General features: G+C 62.6%; 19 protein-coding genes. 11 read left to right on the top strand and 8 right to left on the bottom strand.

From position 1 onward, the window contains the following. Positions 1 to 4 precede the first annotated feature (4 nt). From AC07RO_RS10440 to AC07RO_RS10400, 9 genes are all read left to right on the top strand, one after another. Entirely contained in the window at positions 5 to 949 is a 945-nt protein-coding gene (locus AC07RO_RS10440) for a DUF58 domain-containing protein (RefSeq protein WP_172611290.1), read from the top strand. Further along, positions 946 to 1,437 (top strand): DUF4381 domain-containing protein, encoded by a 492-nt coding sequence (locus AC07RO_RS10435; protein ID WP_282372201.1) that lies wholly within the window; start codon positions 946 to 948, stop codon positions 1,435 to 1,437. The genes AC07RO_RS10440 and AC07RO_RS10435 overlap by 4 nt, the downstream gene beginning before the upstream one ends. Then, positions 1,430 to 2,497 (top strand): vWA domain-containing protein, encoded by a 1,068-nt coding sequence (locus tag AC07RO_RS10430; protein ID WP_495085955.1) that lies wholly within the window; start codon positions 1,430 to 1,432, stop codon positions 2,495 to 2,497. The genes AC07RO_RS10435 and AC07RO_RS10430 overlap by 8 nt, the downstream gene beginning before the upstream one ends. Next, entirely contained in the window at positions 2,494 to 4,227 is a 1,734-nt protein-coding gene (locus AC07RO_RS10425) for a VWA domain-containing protein (RefSeq protein ID WP_495085954.1), read from the top strand. Before AC07RO_RS10430 ends, AC07RO_RS10425 begins: the two co-directional genes overlap by 4 nt. After that, the gene (locus AC07RO_RS10420) at positions 4,224 to 5,918 is read left to right on the top strand and encodes a BatD family protein (protein WP_495085953.1); all 1,695 of its coding nucleotides are present in this window, start codon (positions 4,224 to 4,226) and stop codon (positions 5,916 to 5,918) included. Before AC07RO_RS10425 ends, AC07RO_RS10420 begins: the two co-directional genes overlap by 4 nt. 68 nt (positions 5,919 to 5,986) lie before the next feature. Further along, positions 5,987 to 7,228, top strand: a complete 1,242-nt coding sequence (locus AC07RO_RS10415) for an exonuclease SbcCD subunit D C-terminal domain-containing protein (RefSeq protein ID WP_495085952.1) — start codon at positions 5,987 to 5,989, stop codon at positions 7,226 to 7,228. Continuing rightward, positions 7,225 to 10,872 carry an AAA family ATPase gene (locus tag AC07RO_RS10410; RefSeq protein WP_495085951.1) on the top strand — a complete coding sequence of 1,216 codons (3,648 nt, stop codon included), beginning with the start codon at positions 7,225 to 7,227 and terminating at the stop codon, positions 10,870 to 10,872. Before AC07RO_RS10415 ends, AC07RO_RS10410 begins: the two co-directional genes overlap by 4 nt. 101 nt (positions 10,873 to 10,973) lie before the next feature. Further along, positions 10,974 to 11,483, top strand: a complete 510-nt coding sequence (locus tag AC07RO_RS10405) for a peptidylprolyl isomerase (RefSeq protein ID WP_037013702.1) — start codon at positions 10,974 to 10,976, stop codon at positions 11,481 to 11,483. Positions 11,484 to 11,485: 2 nt separating this feature from the next. Beyond that, positions 11,486 to 12,115, top strand: a complete 630-nt coding sequence (locus AC07RO_RS10400) for a glutathione S-transferase (RefSeq protein WP_495085950.1) — start codon at positions 11,486 to 11,488, stop codon at positions 12,113 to 12,115. A 34-nt stretch (positions 12,116 to 12,149) separates the two neighbouring features. On the opposite strand, the gene AC07RO_RS10395 is transcribed toward AC07RO_RS10400, so the two are convergent. The 8 genes from AC07RO_RS10395 to AC07RO_RS10360 form a co-directional block, all read right to left on the bottom strand. After that, a complete protein-coding gene (locus tag AC07RO_RS10395; protein ID WP_346631101.1) occupies positions 12,150 to 12,380 on the bottom strand; it encodes a hypothetical protein in 231 nt (76 codons plus the stop codon). Further along, positions 12,377 to 12,568, bottom strand: coding sequence for a hypothetical protein (locus AC07RO_RS10390; RefSeq protein ID WP_346625416.1), 192 nt, complete (start codon positions 12,566 to 12,568; stop codon positions 12,377 to 12,379). Before AC07RO_RS10390 ends, AC07RO_RS10395 begins: the two co-directional genes overlap by 4 nt. Before the next feature lie 544 nt (positions 12,569 to 13,112). Beyond that, positions 13,113 to 13,295, bottom strand: coding sequence for a hypothetical protein (locus AC07RO_RS10385; protein WP_074890378.1), 183 nt, complete (start codon positions 13,293 to 13,295; stop codon positions 13,113 to 13,115). A gap of 183 nt (positions 13,296 to 13,478) precedes the next feature. Then, the gene (locus tag AC07RO_RS10380; protein ID WP_495085949.1) at positions 13,479 to 14,648 is read right to left on the bottom strand and encodes a lactonase family protein; all 1,170 of its coding nucleotides are present in this window, start codon (positions 14,646 to 14,648) and stop codon (positions 13,479 to 13,481) included. 240 nt (positions 14,649 to 14,888) lie between these two features. Continuing rightward, positions 14,889 to 15,194, bottom strand: coding sequence for a DUF5629 family protein (locus tag AC07RO_RS10375; RefSeq protein WP_495085948.1), 306 nt, complete (start codon positions 15,192 to 15,194; stop codon positions 14,889 to 14,891). Positions 15,195 to 15,277: 83 nt separating this feature from the next. Continuing rightward, a complete protein-coding gene (locus AC07RO_RS10370) occupies positions 15,278 to 16,603 on the bottom strand; it encodes an MFS transporter (RefSeq protein ID WP_423572652.1) in 1,326 nt (441 codons plus the stop codon). Between the two features lie 216 nt (positions 16,604 to 16,819). After that, positions 16,820 to 17,812, bottom strand: coding sequence for an AraD1 family protein (araD1, locus tag AC07RO_RS10365; protein WP_192171021.1), 993 nt, complete (start codon positions 17,810 to 17,812; stop codon positions 16,820 to 16,822). A 51-nt stretch (positions 17,813 to 17,863) separates the two neighbouring features. After that, positions 17,864 to 19,180 (bottom strand): MFS transporter, encoded by a 1,317-nt coding sequence (locus tag AC07RO_RS10360; RefSeq protein WP_495085947.1) that lies wholly within the window; start codon positions 19,178 to 19,180, stop codon positions 17,864 to 17,866. Between the two features lie 230 nt (positions 19,181 to 19,410). Here AC07RO_RS10360 and AC07RO_RS10355 point away from each other — a divergent pair, with 230 nt between their 5' ends. Further along, positions 19,411 to 21,153, top strand: coding sequence for an IlvD/Edd family dehydratase (locus AC07RO_RS10355; RefSeq protein WP_346625420.1), 1,743 nt, complete (start codon positions 19,411 to 19,413; stop codon positions 21,151 to 21,153). Between the two features lie 409 nt (positions 21,154 to 21,562). Then, positions 21,563 to 22,285, top strand: coding sequence for a FadR/GntR family transcriptional regulator (locus tag AC07RO_RS10350; RefSeq protein WP_133773389.1), 723 nt, complete (start codon positions 21,563 to 21,565; stop codon positions 22,283 to 22,285). Positions 22,286 to 22,357: the final 72 nt, after the last annotated feature.

Below are 22,357 nucleotides of genomic sequence, written 5' to 3'. Positions count from 1 at the left end.
GCCCATGCAACCCTATCTGATCTCCCAACCGGGCATTCGCATCAGCCTCGCCGACCTCATTGAGATGCGTCATCGCGTGCGGGAGGTGCAGCTGTTTTCAACGCCCAGCCAGCGCAGCCCGCTGATCGGTCTGCACCACTCCAAGCTGCGCGGGCGCGGCGTCGACTTCGATCAGGTCAGGGTGTATCAGGCCGGCGACGACGTCAGGACCATCGACTGGCGCGTCACCGCCCGCACGCAAGAGCCCCACACCAAACTGTTTCACGAAGAACGCGAGCGGCCGATTTTCATCATGGTCGAGCAAAGCCGCCGCCTGTTTTTCGGCTCCGGGCTGATGTTCAAATCAGTTCTCGCCGCCCAGGCCGCCGCGTTGGTGGGATGGGCTGCGCTGGGCCACAACGACCGGGTCGGCGGGCTGGTGTTTGGTGACAACGAGCATTACGAAATCAAACCGCGACGCAGCAAACAAAGCCTGCTCCAACTGCTGAACCGGCTGGTGCGGGTCAATCAGTCGCTGCACACCGAGGCCGCTGCCGACCGCGACACGTTCGGCGTGGCGCTGCGCCGCGCGCGGGAAGTGATGCGTCCGGGCAGTCTGGCGATCATCCTGTGCGACGAGCGCGCGTTGTCCGACTCCGCAGAACAACAGCTGACTCTGCTGTCACGGCACTGCGACCTGTTGCTGCTGCCGCTGTCCGATCCGCTGGATCACGCGTTGCCCGCCGCCGGTTTATTGCGCTTCGCTGACCGGGGCGCGCACCTTGAACTCGACACGCTGAACGCCGACTTGCGTCAGAGCTACCGTGCCCAGGGCGAGGCGCGTCAGGCGCGCTGGGAATTGCTGGCGCAGAAGCTGCGCGTGCTGATGATGCCGCTGAGCACCCAGCGTGAAATGGTCGAGCAGCTGCGCGAATACCTCAACGGCCAGCGTCCGGTGAAACAGCCATGAGTGCGCTGGACCAGCTGCAACCGCTGATCCTGCCGGAGCCGGTCGGGTTCTGGCCGCCCGCGCCGGGCTGGTGGCTGTTGCTGATCCTGCTGCCGGCGCTGGGCTACGGCCTGTGGCGCGCGCGCACGCTGCTGCCGAAAAAGGCCAGCAGCGACACCGTCGAGCCATTGGACCCGCTGCGCCAGGCCGCGCTGGTCGAACTCGCGCAGATGCCCAAACCCTACGACGGCGCCCCGGCCGGTGCCTGGCTGCAACAGATCAACGGTCTGCTCAAGCGCCTGTGCCGCAATCACTACCCCTACAGCCAGAGCCACACCCTCAACGGCCGCAAATGGCTGGCGTTTCTTGACAACCGCTGCCCGGCCGCCGGCCTCACGCGCTGGATGATCCTCGTCGAGGGCGCCTACAAGCCCGAATGCAAACTCGACGACAAGGCCATCAATGGCCTGACCCAGTCCGTCGAGACCTGGATTCGCAAGCATGTTTGAATTCGCCTGGCCGTGGCTTTTCGCCCTCCTCCCCCTGCCCTGGGTGATGCGCTTCGTGCTACCCGCCGCAGACAGCGGCGAAGCGGCGTTGAAAATCAGCTTTCTCCCCGAACTGGAAGGCCTCGCCGGTCGCCGCGCCCGAACCCGTTTGCCGGGCTGGCGGCGTCAGTTGCCGTTCATTACCGTCTGGCTCCTGCTGCTGGTCGCTGCCGCCCGCCCGCAATGGCTGGGGGAGCCGTTGCCGGTTGCCGCCAGCGGGCGCGATCTGTTGGTGGCGGTGGACGTGTCGGGGTCGATGGATTACCCGGACATGGTCTGGAAAAACGACGAGGTCAGCCGGCTGACCCTGGTGAAAATGCTGCTGGGGGACTTTCTTGAGCACCGTCAGGGCGATCGCATCGGCCTGATTCTGTTCGGCAGTCAGGCGTATCTGCAGGCGCCGCTGACCTTCGACCGCAAGACTGTGCGGGTCTGGCTGGACGAAGCGCGCATCGGCATTGCCGGCAAGAACACCGCCATTGGCGACGCGATCGGGCTGGCGTTGAAGCGTCTGCGCCAGCGTCCGGCCCAGAGCCGCGTGCTGATTCTGGTCACCGACGGTGCCAACAACGCGGGCCAGATCGACCCGCGAACCGCCGCGCGTCTGGCCGCCAGCGAAGGCGTGAAAATCTACCCGATTGGCATCGGCGCCGATCCCGACAAAGGCGCCACCAGCATTCTCGGCCTCAACCCCAGCCTGGATCTGGACGAGCCCGCGCTGCGGGAAATCGCCGCGGTCAGCGGTGGGCAGTATTTCCGCGCGCGCAACGGCGCCGAACTCGCCAGCATCGGCAAGGCGCTGGACCGGCTGGAGCCTGTCACGCAACAACCGACCCAGGCACGTCCGGCGCGGGCGCTTTATCACGTACCGCTGACGATGGCGCTGTTGTTGAGCCTGCTGCTGGTGGTTCAGGAGCGCTGGCCGAACAACGCGGTTTATCGCTTCTTCGCGCGCCGGCCGACGATTGGGTGGCGTACGCAGTGGCGTCAGTACTTGAAGCGCCTGACGAGGCGCCCATGATCGAATTCCTTTCCAGTCTATGGCCCCATTGGTCGCGCCCGGGGTGGCTGCTAATGCTGCCGGCGCTCGGCTGGCTGTTGTGGCGGTTATGGAATCGGCAGAAGCGCGTCGGGCGCTGGCAGATGATCATTCCCAGCGCCTTTCATTCCGCCCTGTTCAGTGGTGGCGGCGGTCGGGAAAGCAAATTGCCGTGGGTGGTGCTGGGTCTTGGCTGGTTGCTGGCGCTAGTGGCACTGCTCGGGCCGAGCTGGCAGCGGGTTGAGCAGAACAGCCAGCGGCCGGTCGATCCACTGGTGGTGATGCTGGAGCTGACCCCGGAAATGCTCGCGGCTGACAGCCCGCCCACCCGACTCGAACAGGCGCGACGCAAGTTGCTCGATCTGTTACAGGCGCGCAGCGATTCACAGACCGCGATCATCGTCTACGCCGGCAGCGCCCACACGCTGGTGCCGCTGTCCGATGATCTGGCGACCAGCAAAAACCTGCTGGATGCGATCAAGCCGTCGATCATGCCAGAAGCCGGCCAGCGCGCGGACCTTGCCGTGCGCAAGGCGCTGGATTTGCTGGAACAGGGTGACCTGGGCCAAGGGCGGCTGCTGTGGATCGGTTCGTCCCTCAGCGACGCCGAGCGTCAGGGCATTCGCACCGCGATGACCGGACGCGATGCCCCTCCTTTACTGATGCTCGGGGTCGGCACCGCGGAAGGCGCGCCGGTCACCCAAGAGAAAGGCGGTTTCCTGAAGGACGCCCAGGGCGGCATCCTTGTGCCGCGTCTGGACGGGCCGGTGCTCAAGGATTTCGCCGACAGCATGGGCGGTCGCTATGCCTCGCTGCGCCTGGACAATCAGGACCTGAACGACCTCGGTCTGCTCGACGGTCCGAAGAGCCTGATCAGCCAGGGCCAGAAGGTGCGGCTCGACCGCTGGGCCGATCAGGGCTACTGGTTGCTGCTGCCGCTTCTGCTACTGGCCGGTTGCGCCGGGCGACGCGGTTGGTTGCTGTGCCTGCCGCTGTTGCTGATGGCCGTGCCGCAACCCAGCTATGCCTTCGGTTTCGAAGACCTGTGGCGCCGCCCCGACCAACAGGGCGAACACTTGCTCAAGCGTCATCACCCGGCGGAAGCCGCGCGGCATTTCGAAGACCCGCAGTGGCAAGGCTTCGCGCTGTATCAGGCCGGTGACTATGCCGGCGCCGTCCAGCGCTTTGCCAAGGGCAGCAGCGCCGCCGACCATTACAATCGCGGCAATGCACTGGCCCGAAGCGGTGAGCTGGAAGCCGCCATCGACGCCTATGAACAGGCGCTGGAGCGTCAACCGGACTTCCCAGCGGCGTCAGCCAACAAGGCGTTGGTGGAAAAGGTGCTGGAGCAGAACAAGGCGTCGAACCAGGCGAAAGCGGACGAGAAGGCGGAGAGTGACGAGAACGCCGACAATGCCCGCGAAGGCAATACCGGACAGTCGTCATCGAGTGCGCCGTCAGCCCAGCAGGATGCCGATGCCGACCGCTCGGCCAGCGATCAGCAAAGCGCCGCCGACGAGCAGTCTTCCGGTGCAGGGTCCGACAGCGACGAGCCGGCGCGTGCCTCCGGCAAACCGGCCGACGGACAGATCGATGGCGAGCAGAAACAGGCGCTCGAACAATGGCTGCGGCAGATCCCCGACGAACCCGGGGAGCTGTTGCGGCGCAAATTCTGGTACGAACAACAGCAGCATCAGGAAAAAACCCGATGAGTCGTCTGCACAGGTTGCTGATCGCAGGAATGTGGTGCCTGCTCGCCCTGGTGGCGCCGTTGGCCCAGGCCGACAGTGCAGGCTCCACGCTGCAATCCAGCGTTGACCGCACACGCGTCAACACCGGCGAAACCGTCGAACTGACCCTTGAAACCGACGACGCGACCGTCTTCGGCCGACCGGACATGAGCGCGCTGGACGCCGACTTCGAGGTCCGCGACACCCGCCAGCTCAACAGCCTGACCACGCTGGAAGGCAATGTTCACGCGACGACCCGCTGGCTGATCACGCTGATGCCGCGCCACAGCGGCTCGATTGAAATCCCTCCGCTGAAGCTGGGCGAAATGACCAGCCAGCCGATCGTGCTGCAAGTGGTCGACGTCGGCCCCGCCGCCCAGGGTCAGGAGCAGAAGCTTGCGCCGGTATTCATGGAGGCGAGCCTTGAGCAGGACAGCGTGTATGTTCAGGCGCAGGTCTTGCTCACCGTGCGCATCTACCACTCGGTGTCGCTGTTCGACGACAGCAGCCTGACACCGCTGCAAGTGCCCGACGCGCGCATCGAAAAGCTTGGCGACACGCGCACGTACGAGAAGCAGATCAATGGCATTCGCCACGGCGTGATCGAAATGCGCTATGCGCTTTACCCGCAGCACAGCGGTGCGCTGACCATCCCCGCCCAAGCCTTCAGCGCCACGCTGGTTCAGGACACCACCGACGCCGCTGCGGCCGCCGCCATGGCGCCCGGCGCGATTGCCAGCGGGCCGAAACCCGGCCGACTGATGCACGTGACGTCGCTGCCCCTGACCCTCGACGTCAAGCCGCAACCGGCGCACTACCCCGCCGATACGCCATGGCTGCCGGCGCGCAGCGTCAGCCTCAGTGAAAACTGGAGCCCGGAACCTGCCCACAGCCAGGTCGGCGATTCCCTCACCCGCACCCTGCAATTGAAGGCCGAAGGGCTGTCCAGCGCACAATTGCCGCCGCTGCCTGCCACCGACGTCAGCGCGTTGCGGCGCTACCCGGACCAGCCGCAACTGAGCAATCAGGCCGGTGAGCGTGGCTTGACCGGCGTGCGCGAGGAGCGCGAGGCGCTGGTGCCCAATCGTCCCGGCGCCATCGAGATTCCCGCTGTCGATCTGGTCTGGTGGAACACCCAGGAAGATCACCTGGAGCACAGCGCCCTGCCCGCCCGCACCTTGCAGGTCAGCCTCAATCCGGCGTTCGCCGTGGACACGCCCGTGAGCGATAACGGTAATGTGACGGTGATCGGTCCGCCGGTGTGGCCGTGGCAGTTGAGCACGGTGCTGTTGAGTTTCACCACGCTGCTGGGCTTCGGCCTGTGGTGGCGCGGGCGGTGGCAACCGGCACTGGCCCGGGTCGCGCAAACGGGGCCGAGTCCGCGTACAGTGCTCGACGACCTGAAACGCGCGTGCCTGGCCAACGACCCCCATGCGACCCGCCAGGCGCTGGACGCCTGGGCCCGTCAACAACCGGAAACCCTGGCCGACATGGCCGCGCGCTTCGTGCCGCTGTCCCATGCGCTGGACGGATTGAATGGCGCGCTGTACAGCGAGACCGAAAAACTGTGGCTGGGCGAAGACCTCTGGCGCGCCGTGAAGGCGCTGCCCGCCATTGAAAACCCTCAGGACCCGAACGGAGGCGACAGCCTGCCGCCGCTGTATCCAAAATGATTTCCATCGATCAGCGCGTTTTCCGGCAACACTGGAAAACAGGCTGATCGTTAAACCAAGGTACCCCCATGCGTCTGTTCCACACCTCCGACTGGCACCTCGGCCAGAACCTTCATGGTCAGGAGCGAGATTTCGAACACGCCAGCTTTCTGACCTGGCTGCTGGCCCGTCTGGCCGAGCGCAAACCGGATGTCCTGCTGATCGCCGGCGACATCTTTGACACGGTCAATCCGTCGGTCAAATCCCAGGAGCGCCTGTACGATTTCATCGTCAGCGCCCACGAGCAGAACCCGCAGCTGACCATCGTCATGATCGCCGGCAACCACGACTCGGGCTCGCGCATCGAACTGCCCGCGCCGCTGATGCGACGCCTGCGCACCCACGCCCTGGGCCGGGTGCTCTGGCTCGACGATGGCGTGCTCGACGTCGATCGCCTGTTGCTGCCACTGAGCAATGCCAAGGGCAAAGTCGTCGGCTGGTGCCTGGCGCTGCCTTTCCTGCGCCCCGCCGAAGTGACCGGCGCCGCGTTGGGCGACAACTATCTGCGCGGCATCGGGCAGGTCCACGAAATGCTCATCGCCGCCGCGAACCGGCGGCGCAAGAAAGGCCAGGCGCTGATCGCTATCAGCCACGCGCACATGGCCGGCGGCTCGGTGTCGGAAGACTCCGAACGCAGCCTGATCATCGGCAACGCCGAAGCCCTGCCCGCCAGCCTGTTCGGCGAGAGCATCACCTACGTGGCCCTGGGTCATCTGCACAAACCCCAGCGAATCAATGGCGAAGACCGCATTCGCTACTGCGGCTCGCCGATTCCCCTGTCGTTTTCGGAAATCGGCTACCAGCACCAGATCCTCGAAATCGAGTGCGACGGCGACACACTGGTCAGCGTCAAACCGCTGCTGATCCCCCGCGCCGTGAACCTGCAACGGGTCGGCCCGGCAAGCTTGGCCGAGCTGTTGCTGCAACTGCGGGATCTCCCGGACATCGACCTGCTGGCCGACGTCGACCGTCAACCGTGGCTCGAAGTCCGCGTGCGCCTTGACGAGCCGCAGCCGGATCTGCGCAACCAGATTGAGGCCGCGCTGGAAGGCAAGGCCGTGCGACTGGTGCGCATCGCCGCCGAATACGCCGGCAAGGGCGGTCGCGATGAAGACGCCAATCAAGACTTGATCGAGCTGGACCAACTGAGCCCGCAGGAACTGTTCAGCCGTGCCTGGCAGGACAGCTACGGCAGCGAGGTCGACGAACAGACGCTGCAGGACTTTGCGACCCTGCTTCAGGACGTGCAGCTGGAGAGCGAGCAGCCATGAAGATCCTCGCCATTCGCCTGAAAAACCTCGCCTCGCTGGCTGGCCCGTTTGAGCTGGACTTCACCGCCGAACCCCTCGCCAGCGCCGGCCTGTTCGCCATCACCGGCCCCACCGGCGCGGGCAAGAGCACGCTGCTGGATGCCCTGTGCCTGGCGCTGTTCGGCGCGATTCCCCGGCTGAACAACATCGGCCAGTCCCGCGTGCCGGAGATCGACGGGGATATCAGCACCAACGATCCGCGCAACCTGCTGCGTCGCGGCACCGGCAGCGGTTACGCCGAGGTGGATTTCGTCGGCATCGACAAGCGCCGGTATCGCGCGCGCTGGGAAGCCAACCGCGCCCGCGACAACGCCACGAAAAAACTCCAGGCCAGCCGCCAGACACTGATCGACCTGGACAGCGAGCAGATTCTCAGCACGCAGAACAAGACCGAGTACAAGACCCTGCTCGAAGCGCGCCTAGGGCTGAACTTCGAACAGTTCACCCGGGCGGTGATGCTGGCGCAAAGCGAGTTCAGCGCCTTCCTCAAGGCCGACGACAAAGACCGCAGCGAACTGCTGGAGAAGCTCACCGACACGGCGATCTACAGCCAGCTGGGCCGCCGCGCCTACAGCAAAAGCAAGGAAGCCGAAGAAGCGCTGAAAACCCTTCAGGCCCAGGCCGGCACGCTGACGCCGATGGAGCCTGAGCAGCGCGCCGAGCTTGAGCAGCGCTTCAACGACGCCCAGCAGCAACTGAAACTGCAACAGGCGCACCTGCGCCAGCTGGAGCTCAAGCAGCAGTGGTTCAAGGAATTGAATCGCCTGCGCGACAGCCATCAGGCGGCCAACGAACAGCTCGCCAGCGCCCAGCAGAAGTGGGACGCGCACAGTGCCGATCGTCAGCGGCTTGCGCTGTTGGAGCGTCTGGCGCCGCAGCGGCATCTGTTCGGTCAGCGGTCCAGGCTTCAAGCTCAGCTCGCGCCGCTCACCGGCGCGATTCAGGCCCACCAGCTCAAGCAAACCGGGCTCAATGGGCGCATTGCCGAGCTGGACAGCAAACGCCTCAGCGCCGACGGCGCGTTGCAGCAAGCGCAGGAACAACTGCTCAATGCGCGGCCGGCCCTGAGTGAAGCGTTCGAGCAGCAGGCCCAGCTCAACCATCTGAATCAGGAGCTGCAACAACTCGGCGAGCAGACGCGTGCCGCGCAGCAGGCCAGCACCGAAGGTCAGTCGACCCTCGATCAACTGGCCGAGCAGCAGCGCCAGGTCGAAGGGCGTTTGCAGTCGATCGCCGAGCAGCTGGAGCAGAGCGCGTCGCTGACCACGCTGAGTCAGTCGTGGAGCGCCTACCGGCCGCGTCTGCAACAAACCGTGCAGCTCAGCGCGCGCCTGATTCAGGGACGTGCCGAGCTGCCGCAGCTGGAGAAAAGCGCCACCCTCGCCGAGCAGACGCTAAGCGAACGCCGCAGCGCGTTGCAGGCGCTGTACGACGACGCCGAGGTCAAGGCCGACGCGGTCAGCCACGAGATCGAACGGCTGGGACAACTGCTGCAGGACAACCGCCAGCAGCACGGCGCCAGCGACTCACTTGAACGTCTGTGGCAGCGGCATCAGGACGTCGCTGGCCGCCTGCTCGACGTGCAAACCCGCCAGCAGCAGGCCACCGAGCGTCGCGCCCAAAGCATCGCTCAGGGCCTGAAACTCAAGGCCGAACACGAAGCCGCCGAGCAGGCGCTGAAGGTCACCGTTGAACTGCTGCAACGCCAGCGCCTGGCCCGCAGCGCCAGTGTCGAGCAACTGCGCGAGCAATTGGTCGATCAGCAACCGTGCCCGGTGTGCGGCAGCGAAGAACATCCCTATCACCAGTCCGCCGCGCTGCTTGAAGCGCTGTCGGGGCACGACGACGGCGAAGAAGCACGCGCCCGGCAAACCGTCGGGCAACTCAGCGAAAAGCTGGCCGAGCTGCGCGCCGAAGTCGCTGAACTCAATAACCAGCTCAAGCAGTCCAAACCGCAGCAGGACCAACTGGCCGAACAGCTGGAAAGACTGGCGCCTGAACTGGAAGCTCACCCGGTCTATCCGCGTTTGCTGGAGCAACCCGAGCACCTGCGCGGCGACTGGCTGAGCGAACGCCTGCATCAGCTGGCCCAGGACATTCACAGCGCCGAACAGCGGCAGACCCGTCTGCTGAAAGTGCAGCGGGACGCCGAGTCCCTGCAACAGCAGGTGCTCGATGCGCGCGAGGCCAGTCAGCAGGCGATGAAGCTGCTGGACGATCAGCAACGCCATATCGCCCTCGACAATCAGGGCTTCGAAGCGGCGCTGCAGGAGTTTGAGCCGCTGCTGCCTGCCGAAAGCCTGAGCCAGTGGCGCGAGTCGGCGACCCAGAGCTTCATGCAGCTGGACAACGACATTGCCGCCCGTGTCGAGCAGCTCGATCAGCAAAAGACCGAGCAGCAGGAGCACAGCGAGCGCGCGCAAAAACTCGAGCGCGAGCAGGTTGCCCAGCAAAGTCGCGCGGCAGAACATCAAAAGTTGCAGGCTCAACTCGATGCCGGTCAGCAGCAACACCAGACAGTGCAACAGCAACTGGCGCAGACCCTCGGCGACCACGCGTCACCCGAGCGCTGGCAGCACGCCCTTGAGCAGGCGGTCGAGCAGGCGCGGGAGGCGCAAAACGCCATCGCCCATGAACTGCAAGCGGCGCGCAGCGAACTGATCAAGCTCACCGCAGAGCTGGAGGGTGAGCAACACCGCTTGCAGGCCCTTGAACAGGAGCTGGGAGAACTCGAACGGCAGATCGCCGAGTGGCGCAGCAGCCACAGCGAGCTCGACGATGCCGCGCTTGAGGCCTTGCTGGGGCTGAGCGACGACAGCGTTGGCGAGTTGCGTCAGCAATTGCAGTCCAGCGAAAAAGCCCTGGAGCAAGCCAGGGTTCTTGTGGCAGAGCGCGCGGCGCAGTTGCAGCAGCATCAGGCCCGGCACAGCGACAGTGGCGACGCCGAGCAGTTACTGGCCGCGTTGACCGAAGCGCAGGCGCAATCGGTGGTTCAAGATCAACTGTGCGCCGACCTGCGCGCCCAGGTCAGCGAAGACAACCGCCGTCGCGACGCCAGCAGCGAGCTGCAAGGGCGCATCGCCCACGCGCATGCTGAATATCTGCGCTGGGCCCGACTCAATGCGCTGATCGGCTCCGCCACCGGCGATACGTTCCGCAAGATCGCCCAGGCCTACAACCTGGATCTGCTGGTGCACCACGCCAACGCGCAGCTCAAGCAGCTGGTGCGTCGCTATCGCCTGAAACGCGGCGGCAGCATGCTCGGCCTGCTGGTCATGGACACCGAAATGGGCGACGAACTGCGCTCGGTTCACTCGCTCTCGGGCGGTGAAACCTTCCTGGTGTCCCTCGCCCTGGCGCTGGGCCTGGCGTCCATGGCTTCAAGCACGCTGAAGATTGAATCGCTGTTCATCGACGAAGGCTTCGGCAGCCTTGACCCCGAATCCCTGCAACTGGCCATGGACGCCCTCGACGGGCTGCAGGCCCAGGGCCGCAAGGTCGGGGTAATCTCCCACGTGCAGGAAATGCACGAGCGAATCCCCGTGCAGATTCAGGTGCGGCGTCAGGGCAATGGCCTGAGCACCGTCGAGGTCAGCAGCGGCTAATCCGTTTTTTCACGACGCACGGACGCGCCTGATGGCGTTTTTGTGCAACCCTGTATCCCTTGCGCGACAGTCGCGCCAAACTCGAAAGAAGGTAAAACCACGTGGCAAACTCAAAAGTATTCTTCGACATCACTGCCAACGACGAGCCAATGGGCCGCATCGTCATGGAGCTGCACAACGACGTCGTTCCGAAAACCGCTGAAAACTTTCGCGCGCTGTGCACCGGCGAAAAAGGCGACGGCCTGAGCTACAAGGGTTCGTCCTTCCACCGCGTGATCCAGAACTTCATGCTGCAGGGCGGTGATTTCACTAACCACAACGGCACCGGTGGCAAGTCGATCTACGGCAACAAGTTCGAAGACGAAAACTTCACCCTCAAGCACACCGCCCCAGGTGACCTGTCGATGGCCAACGCTGGCCCGAACACCAACGGCAGCCAGTTCTTCATCACCACGATCGTCACCGAATGGCTGGACGGCAAACACGTCGTCTTCGGCAAAGTCATCGAAGGCATGGACGTGGTCAAGGCCATCGAAGCGCTGGGTTCGCAATCCGGCCGCACCAGCAAGAAAGTCGTCATCGCCGATTGCGGCGAACTGACCGAGGCTTGAGCATGACGTCGGCGCCTCACGCTGAATCGACGGTGCCGACGCTCTACTCGTTCCGCCGCTGCCCCTACGCCATGCGCGCTCGCATGGCGCTGGGGTATTGCGGCGTACCGGTGCAGACCGTGGAAGTCAGCCTCAAGGCCAAACCGGCTGAAATGCTCGAACGATCACCAAAGGGCACTGTGCCGGTTCTGGTGCTGGAAGACCGGGTGCTGGAGCAGAGCCTGGACATCATGGGCTGGGCGCTGGCGCAGCATGACCCGGACGATTGGTCCCTCGCACGCAACGTCGAAGGTCAGCAACAGATCGCCGCGCTGATCGCGGAAAACGACAGCCGCTTCAAACAGGATCTGGATCACTACAAATACGCCGTGCGTTATCCCGAATTCACGCAGGAAGAATACCGCCAGCGGGGTGAGAGGTTTCTGCGCAGGCTGAACGAATTACTGACGTCACGGGACTTTCTGATCGCCGATCGACTGACCCTGGCCGACATCGCCATAGCGCCGTTCATACGGCAATTTTGCGCGGTGGATGCGGACTGGTTCTGGCAAAGCCCCTACCCCCACCTGCAACGCTGGTTACAGCGCTTCCTCGCCTCGGACCTGTTCATCAATGCAATGGCCAAGCGCTGATTGCAGCGCGTTGCTGAATAGCCTCACCACTTCGCTACACCACGTCCAACTGAAAGATCGGTGAAATCATCTCGCTGTGCCGTGGCGGCGGATTACCCGTATTGAGCTTCTGCGAGCGCTGCATCTCGACCGCTTCCGCGACCTCGGTCTTGAACTCCATGCTGCGCGCCACACCGCCCACCGACCCTTCGCCATGGCCAAGCAATGAGCAGCCGTTGTTGATCACTGCAAAGAACACAATCACCCAGAAGTTCGCGCCTTTCACGACGCACGCCCCTGGGACTGAACAGCCGCACGATTGAATTCAACGGAGGCTGTTTGCGTCGATATTGGCGACGCAGCATTGAGTTGTGGATTCGTGCTGATGACGGTAACCACTGCGATGAAAACCACATACAACGCGATGGCGGTATATGCGCCGTGTTTAATTGAATTGAGGATGGCAGTGGCCATGATTGAAGCTCCGGGACGTGTCTGTTTCAGGCGCCCAGAATGCTTGAAGTTGTGCGGGTTAAAAAACGATGGCTGGCGATTCAAAAGATCGATGGGGTTGATTATTTGGGAAATTAATCAGGCTGATAGACCAACGCATTGGTCCTATTTACATCAATCCAAGTGGGAGTGAGCTTGCTCGCGAATAGGCTGGGACATCCGCCAAATCTCCAGAGGCTGAAATGCAGTCTTCGCGAGCAAGCTCGCTCCCACAAGTTCATCATCGCCCCTTGAATCCAATGCACAAAAAAATCCCCATCACTTATCCAGCAGACGGGGATCAAAGGGGAGGAATTCAGCGCTTTCGCGAACAAGCTCGCCGGCACTTGATGCATGGCCTGACACGCATTGGTCAGTGGGTCGCATCAACCTGTAGAAGACGAAGTTGCTCGCGAAAGCGTTTTCCGATTATCAAGAAGTTGCAGCTTACATCAGGTTCTTACAAATCCATTCCCCGGCAACGATACGTTCGTTAACGGGGAATGGATTCACTTCGAAATACTATTCATTGTTGAATCTTGTGATCCAGAGCGGCGTAGAAGTTGGCGCTTTGTTGCAGGTACTTCGGGGTGTAACTCTGGGTCGAGCTGACTTTTTTGTCGGTCGCTTCGACACTGGCACTGGCAGGCAATGCAACGGTAGCGGAGATGGCGGACGCGGCAATGATGGAGAAGATATTGAAGTTCATGGTGGGTACCTCGCTGTGGTGTGTCGTTTCAAGTCTTGACCGTCGTGGCCGTGGAATGAAAGTTACGCCCGAGGATGTTCTGGAAAAAATTTTTTCTGGCACTAGCCCTTATCACCTGAATTGATACAGGCCCAGAGCCCTTGAAAATCAAGGGATGGGCCTGCGTCAAAGCGTCACGGGGTGTCAGTGTGCGGTGAGGAAATGGAAGTCGGACGGCGAATCGAAGTCGACTTTCTGCACGGTGTCGCCCAGCAGACCGGTTTTCGGGTCAACGCGGACGGTCACGATCTGGTTGCTTTTCTGGTTGGCGATCAGCACGAAGTGGCCGCTCGGGTCGAAGGCGAATTCGCGAGGTTCCTTGCCTTCCACGGTGCGACGCTGGACTTCCTGGAGCTGGCCGTTCGCGGCATCGATGCTGAACACCAGCAGCTCGTTCACTTCGCCACGGTTGGCAACGTAGAGGAACTTGCCATCCGGCGAAGGGTGCAGGCCACCCGCGGCACGGTTTTGTTGACCTTCCTTGTTGGCGAGGTCAACCAGTTGGGTCTGCTTGAACACGCCGTCGTGATAATCAAACACCGCGACCTGGGCGCTCATTTCCATCGTCAGCCAGGCGTGCTTGCCGTCTTTGCTGAAGGTCAGGTGGCGCGGACCGCTGCCCGGTGGCAGGTCGACTGAAGGCACTTTCGCCGGCTTCAGCGGCTGAGGCTGTTTGGCGTCGTAGTTGAAGACAAACATCTTGTCAGCGCCCAGGTCCATGGCGATCAGGTACTTGCCGTCGGGCGTGGGTACCGCCGCGTGAACGTGGGACGAAGCCTGACGCTCCGGATTCACCTTGCTCGCTTCGTGGGTCGTGGTCTGCACCACAGGCGCCAGTTTGCCGTCCTTGCCCACCGGCACCACCGCCAGCACGCCACCCGGTTGCGGGTGGACGGCGTAGTTGGCGACGAAGAGGAAACGCCCGTCCAGGCTCAGGCTGGAATGGGTCGGCTCTTCGCCCTTGGTGTCGATCTGATTGAGGAACGACACCGCGTGGGTCTTGGGGTCGATCGCGTAGCTGCTGACCTTGCCGACGACGTCTTTCTGGCCCGGGCCGTTCTCGTTGACCGCGAACATATGACGCTGGTCTTTGGAGAGCGTCAGCCAGGACGGGTTGTCGCTCTTGATCACCTGATGCGGTTTGGCGTCGAGCTGGCCGGTCTGGGTGTTGAAGCCGAAGCGGTAAATGCCTTCGCTGGCGCCGGCGGTATAGGAACCGACCAGTACGTCGTAATCAGTCATGGGTTTGGCCTGAACGGAGAGCGCGGAAAGGCTGCTGGCGAGCGCTAACCACGGCAGAAGTCTGGGAGTCATTGGGCTGTTCTCTTTTTGGAGTTGTTGGCGCGCCGTGCACGCAGATGGTCACGGGCTATGACAGCGTATTGCGTAGAGTAGTTGCCAAGTGGGTGCTGTGAAACTGCGGGGACATGGCGCTTGGCGGGGCTGGATTGATTTATGGTTGGGCGTCGCGCGCCCGGGGACAGATTGATTTACGGTGAAGCGTTGTAAATAAATCAGTCCCCTCGATATTCACTGCAGCCCAATAGTGCGCGGTTACTCCTGCTCGCCCTCTTCATCGTCATCCTCGTCACTCGCCGCAATCCCTTGCAGCACGACAATGCGGTGGTCGGCGTTGCCGTCGTTGATGACCCAGCTTTGCAACGCGGCATCGAATTCGGCGGCGTCGATCTGCGCCAGGGAGAAACACCAGACCTTGCGCTCGCGGCCGTCCATGCTTTCGATCTGGAGCATTTCATCGAGGGTGAATTCGAAAGCGTGCAGGCCGTCGATTTCGATCATGCTCTGGGCGGTCAGCGCGGTCTGGAGCTCAGTGCGCAGGGATTGCGGTGTGGTGGTCATGGCAGTGGTTCGCATCAGTGAAAGCGCGAATGATAGGTGAAAAGACGCCGAAGCGCTGGCCTCGGCGTCTGACGACCGCAGGTTCAGTCCTGAACCGCTTCCTTCACGTAGTAGCGGGACGGGATACCCCAGACGATCAGCGCGATGGCCAGCACGCTGACGGCGAATAACGCGAACAGCGCCGGGGTCGCCGTGCCGGTGAGGTCCTTGATGCGGCCGACCATGAACGGCGCGATGATCCCGCCCAGTTGCCCGAGGGAGTTGATGAGCGCGATGCCCGCAGCGGCAGCGATACCGGTGAGGAAGCGCGGCGGGATGGTCCAGAAGATCGGCATCCAGGCGATGATGCCAGTCATGATCATGGTCATGCCGATCATCAACGGCACCAGTTGCCCGGGAAACAACGCACAGACCAGATAGCCCGCAGCAGTCAGCGTCGCGCAGCCCGCCATGTGCCAGCGGCGCTCGCCGTGGCGGTCGGAGCTGGCGCCGATCAGCAGGTTGCCGATCACCGCGCCCACGTACGGAATCACTGTCAGCAGACCAATATTCAGGGTGTCGGTCACGCCAGCGGTTTTGATCAGCTGCGGCATCCAGAACAACAGCCCGGTCAGCGCCATGACCAGACACAGGTAAATGCCTGACATCACGTAGGTGGTCGGGTGTTTCCAGATGTCTTTGACGGTCTGCTTGACGACGGGCTGGGCCTCTTTCGCCATGCGCGCCAGCACCACCTGTTTCTCCTGATCACTGAGCCAGGTGGCGTCTTCGATACGGTCCTTGACCAGCCAGAACACCACGGCGCCGAGCAGGATGGACGGGATGCCTTCGATCAGGAACAGCCAGCGCCAGCCGGCCAGGCCCATGACGCCGTCGAAGTGACCGAGGATCAGCCCGGCAATCGGACCGCCGACGATCCCGCACAGGCAGATGGAGCTTTTGAAGTAGGAGTTCACCCGCGCCCGACGTGAGCCCGGATACCACTGGGTGAAGAAATACAGGACGCCGGGGACGAAGCCGGCTTCCATCACGCCGATCAGAAAGCGCAGCGTGTAGAACCAGAATTCGGTCTGCACGAACATCATGCAGGCGGACGCGATGCCCCACGAGACCATGATCCGCGCGATCCAGATCCGCGCGCCGATCTTGTGCAGCAGCACGTTGCTCGGCACTTCGAACAGGAAGTAGCCGACGAAGAACAGGCTCGCGCCCAGGCCGTAAACGGTTTCACTGAAGCCAAGGTCGCTGGCCATCTGCAGCTTGGCAAAGCTGATGTTGACGCGGTCCAGGTAGGCAAACAGGAAACAGGCGATGAACAACGGCACGATTCGCCAGCTCACCTTGCGGTAGATGCTGTCCTCGAGGGCGTCGGCATCAAGGCGTTCCAGCGGGATGGCAGTGGCGGTCATGGGTCGCACCTCGTTTTGTTTTTATGGGTGTCGTATCGAGCGCAGCAGCCAGCCACTGTAGGAGTGAGCTTGCTCGCGATAGCGAAATTCCGGTCACCCCTTTCAGTGACTGGATCACCGCTTCGCGAGCACGCTCACTCCTACAGGATTTCTGCAACGCGGCGAATCACCACGCATGCAGTCCTGGCCATTCAAGCGTTCCGCAAGAGCGGGACATCAAAGCTGCTTGATGCCACCCGGCTGGAAAACCGCCTCGGCCGGCGCAATGCCGTTGATCAACGGCGCACCAAACTCATGCTGGCTGATCTCGAACTTGTCCCCCGGCTGCGTCTTGATGCCATCGGCAAACGACAGCGTCGCGGTGCCGAAGAAATGCACATGCACATCCCCCGGCCGCAGGAACTGGGCGTATTTGAAGTGGTGGTATTCGAGGTTTTCCAGGCTGTGGCACATGTTGGCCTCGCCGCTCAAGAACTCCTTCTCCCACAGCACCTGCCCGTCGCGATGGATGCGGCTGGTGCCCGCCAGGTTCTGCGGCAGATCGCCGACCCGCAGCTCCGGGCCGAAGGAGCAGGCGCGCAGCTTGGAATGGGCCAGGTACAGGTAGTTCTTGCGCTCCATGATGTGATCGGAGAATTCATTGCCGATGGCGAAACCCAGGCGGTAAGGCTTGCCGTCGTGACCGATCACGTACAGGCCGCTCAGCTCGGGCTCTTCGCCGGCGTCTTCGGAGAAGGGGGGCTGCGGGAACGACTCGCCCGGACGGATGACGATGCTGCCGTCGCCCTTGTAGAACCACTCCGGCTGCACGCCTGGCTGACCGGCTGCTGGCTTGCCGCCTTCCAGGCCCCATTTGAAGATGCGCATGGTGTCGGTCATGCCCGCTTCGTCATTGCCCTGCTGGTGCATTTTGTCCCGCGCCGACGCGCTGCCCAGATGGGTGAGCCCGGTGCCGCTGACCAGCAAGTGCGCCGGATCAGGGTGATCCAGCGGCGGCAGGATCATCAGATCGGCACGCAGCTGCGAGTAATCGTGGTTATCCCCCAGGCCCAGGCTGTCAACCTGCTCGGCGAGGGAGATCTTCTTGTCGATGGCCGCCAGGGCCAGGTCACGGGTGCTGGTGGCGCCCTGGATTTCGCGCACCAGCGGACCGTCCACCAGACCGACGCGACGCTGGCCGTTGCCCAGTTCGAACTGTACTAAATGCATGGGGTTCTCCTGTTTGGGGTCTACACGGCCGCCCCACAGAGCGGCCTGAGGTTAACGAGAGCCGCGCGCGCTGGCGGCAAATTTCGATTCGGGCAAGGCGTGCTTGCGTTCCAGAACACGGTAGACCACACCGGTCAGAATCAGGCCGCAGATCATCACGCATGAGAGGAAGTACAAGCCGCTGGCCAGGTTGCCGGTCAGTTCTTTCAGCCAGCCGATGACGAAGGGCCCGATGTAGCCGCCCAGATTGCCCACCGAGTTGATCAGCGCAATGCCCGCTGCGGCACTGGCGCCGGCGAAGAAACGACCGGGCAGTGTCCAGAACACTGCCGTGCAGGAAAACAGCGAGAACGCCACCAGCGACAGCGCCGCCAGTTGCAAAACCGGCACCGTCAGGTAAGCGCTGAGGAACAAACCGATGGCGCCGATCACGTACAGCACCGCCAGATGACCATAGCGGTCATTGAGCCGATCGGAGCTGCGCGGGACGATCAACAGGCCGACGATGCCAAAGATGTACGGCACCGCAGAAATGAAGCCCGTGGTCAGGTCACTGCCGCCAAACTGTTTGATCAGCGTCGGCAGCCACAAGCCCAGGCCATAAATGCTCAGCGTGACGGGGAGATAAAACAGCGCCAGCAGCAGAACGCGTTTGTCTTTGAGCGCATGCAAGGGGTTGCCGTGGCGGGTCTGGCCGTATTCTTCCAGGTCTTTTTTCAGCTCGCCGGCGAGCCATTGTTTCTCGACCGGATCCATCCACTTCACGTCTTTCGGGCCATCAGGCAACCAGCGCAACACCGGCAAGGTCAGCAGGATCGCCGGCGCGCCGATGCACAGGAACAGCCACTGCCAGCCGTGCAGACCGGCCACGCCTTCCATGCCGAGCAAACCGCCGGAAATCGGGCCGGTGATCATCATCGCGATGGGTTGGGAAAGGATGAACAGGCCGAGGATCTTGCCGCGATGGCGGACCGGAAACCATTGGGTGATGTAGTACAGAACGCCGGGGAAGAAGCCCGCCTCGGCCCCGCCGAGCAGAAAGCGCATGACATAGAAGCTGGTCGGACCCTGGACGAAGGCCATGCCCATGGTGATCGCGCCCCAGGTGAGCATGATCCGCGCGAACCAGCGCCGCGCGCCAAAGCGTTCGAGCATCAGGTTGCTGGGGATTTCCAACAGGAAGTAGCCAATGAAGAACAGGCCGGCGCCCATGCCATAGGCCGCGTCACCGATGCCGACGTCCGCGCCCATGTGCAGCTTGGCGAAGCCGACGGCGGAGCGATCCACATAAGCGATCAGGTAGAGCAGGATCAGAAAGGGAATGAGTTTCAGGGTGATGCGACGAATAAGCCTGAGTTCCTGGCTCATGGATGCGGTCCTCATTGTTTTTGTTATGGAAGCCTGCGGGGATCGCCTCTGCCTTCGTGTGCGCATTGCTGCGGATGAAGCCGGCAGGGTCGTCCCTCGGTTGAGATCGACTATATAGTATTACTATTTAAGACTACAACTCTTCCACTCGCGACATTTTCGGCCTATTTTAGTCAGCACCTGCAGCCTTTAGTCTTACAAATAAAGCCTAACAATAAGAGTGCTGATTTATGTCTGATTCCGCCAAGAAACCCGTGCTGCGCTCCGCCCAGTGGTTCGGTACCGCCGACAAGAACGGCTTCATGTACCGCAGCTGGATGAAGAACCAGGGCATCGCCGACCATCAGTTCCAGGGCAAGCCGATCATCGGCATCTGCAACACCTGGTCCGAACTCACCCCCTGCAACGCCCACTTCCGCACCATCGCCGAACATGTCAAACGCGGCGTGATCGAAGCCGGTGGTTTCCCGGTTGAATTTCCGGTCTTCTCCAACGGCGAATCGAACCTGCGCCCGACCGCCATGCTGACCCGCAACCTGGCGAGCATGGACGTTGAAGAGGCCATTCGAGGCAATCCCATCGACGGCGTGGTGCTGCTGACCGGTTGCGACAAGACCACCCCTGCCCTGTTGATGGGCGCTGCCAGCTGTGACATCCCGGCCATCGTCGTCACCGGCGGGCCGATGCTCAACGGCAAGCACAAGGGCAAGGACATCGGCGCCGGCACCATCGTCTGGCAGATGCACGAATCCTATAAAGCCGGGCAGATCAGCCTCGACGAATTTCTCTCCGCCGAATCCGGCATGTCGCGCTCGGCCGGTACCTGCAACACCATGGGCACCGCTTCGACCATGGCGTGCATGGCCGAAGCGCTGGGTACGTCGCTGCCGCACAACGCGGCGATTCCTGCCGTCGATTCACGCCGTTACGTCCTGGCGCACATGTCCGGCATGCGCGCGGTGCAAATGGTCAACGAAGACCTGCGCCTGTCGAAAATCCTGACCCGCGAAGCCTTTGAAAACGCCATTCGCGTCAACGCGGCCATCGGTGGTTCGACCAACGCTGTTATCCACCTCAAGGCCATCGCCGGTCGCATCGGCGTGGACCTGGAACTGGACGACTGGACCCGCATTGGTCGCGGCACGCCGACGCTGGTGGACCTGCAGCCTTCCGGGCGCTTCCTGATGGAAGAGTTCTACTACGCTGGCGGCCTGCCTGCGGTGTTGCGTCGTCTCGGCGAGAACAACCTGATTCCCCACCCCGACGCCTTGACCGCCAACGGCAAGACGCTGTGGGAAAACGTGCAGAACTCGCCGATCTATGGCGACGACGAAGTGATCCGCGCCATCGACAATCCGCTAGTGGCCGATGGCGGTATCTGCGTGCTGCGCGGCAACCTTGCGCCGCTGGGTGCGGTGCTCAAACCGTCCGCTGCCACGCCTGCGCTGATGAAGCACCGGGGTCGCGCGGTGGTGTTCGAAAACTTCGACATGTACAAGGCGCGCATCAACGATCCGGATCTGGACGTGGATGCCAGCAGCATTCTGGTGATGAAGAACTGCGGGCCAAAGGGTTATCCGGGCATGGCCGAAGTCGGGAACATGGGTCTGCCGGCCAAGCTGCTGGCCCAAGGCGTAACCGACATGGTGCGGATTTCCGATGCGCGCATGAGCGGCACGGCGTATGGGACTGTGGTTTTGCACGTGGCGCCCGAAGCAGCAGCGGGTGGTCCGTTGGCGGTGGTGCAGGAAGGCGATTTCATCGAACTGGATTGCGCGACCGGCCGCTTGCACCTGGACATCCCGGAAGCGGAACTGGCCGCGCGTCTGGCCGATTGGCAGGCACCGCCACAGCTGCTGATCGGCGGATATCGTCAGCTGTACATCGATCATGTGATGCAGGCGGATCAGGGTTGCGACTTCGACTTCCTGGTCGGCATGCGCGGCTCGGAAGTGCCACGGCATTCCCATTGATTGAGAGCCATTGATTGAATGCGCCACGCCGCCGGCCCTGCGGAAGCGACCGGGGTGGCGCTCCACCTTGCTCGCGAATGCTGACTTCCAGCCGCTAGATGTCCAGCGGCTGGACTGGCTTCTTCGTGAGCAAGCTCACTCCCACAGGTCCTCGGCATGGCTCGAAATCTCAAGTCACCCACGGTCTCGTGGGAGCGAGCTTGCTCGCGAATGCTGATTTTCCGCCATTAAAGATGCAGCGGCTGGACTGACGCTTTCGCGAGCAGGCTCGCTCCCACAGGATCTGCGTCAGTCGCGGGAATCCAGTTTGTTCAGCCGCAACCAATCCGGGTCATTTCGAGCGGCGCGTCTCTTTGTCCGCCAATGCTATGATGCGCCGCATTCACCGCTCAGGATTGCCCCGCGCCCCATGGATTACCGTAAGCCCTCCGACCGTAAAAGCATGCACTCGCGCATTGTCCAGGACATCGGCATGCAGATTGTCTCGGGCCGCTTCAAGCCCGATGACAAACTCCCCGCCGAAGCCCTGCTCTGTGAAGAATATGCCGTCAGTCGTCCTGTGCTGCGCGAAGCCACGCGGGTGTTGGTCGCCAAAGGGCTGGTGTATTCCCGGCCACGGGTGGGCACGGTGGTCAAGCCGCGCCGCGAATGGCACATCCTCGACCCCGACGTGCTGCACTGGCTAATGCAAAGCTCGCCACAAAACGAGTTTTTTGCCCTGCTCACCAGCGTGCGCAGCATCATCGAACCGGCCGCCGCCGCCCTCGCCGCGCAACACGCGACCCCTGAAGACATCACCGCCATCGGCGAGGCCTACGAGCGCATGGCTGCCGCGCCGACCGTTGAAGACGTGCTGCAACCGGACCTCGATTTCCACAGCCGCATCGCCGACGCCACCCACAACGACTTGCTCGCGCACTTGTGCAACATGCTCTCGCTGGCCTTGCGCGAGGCGTTGAAGCATTCCAACAAACGCCCGAACCTGCACGAGCTGGCATTGCCACGCCATCGTGCGATCCTCACCGCCATCGAAAACCGCGATGCACTGGGCGCTCACCACGCCACGCTGGTGCAACTGGATGATGCGCGCAACGCGCTGAATGTGGTGCTGGGGCAAGGGGTGAAGTTGTAGCCTCGTGAAAACGAATAAGGGCGTCTTGCTGAGCTCGACAGCAGATCAAAGGCTTCCCGGCTGAAGCCGGTC

This window comes from Pseudomonas sp. GW821-FHT07F05, from assembly GCF_059418765.1.
This window is presented reverse-complemented; position numbering and strand designations above follow the sequence as displayed.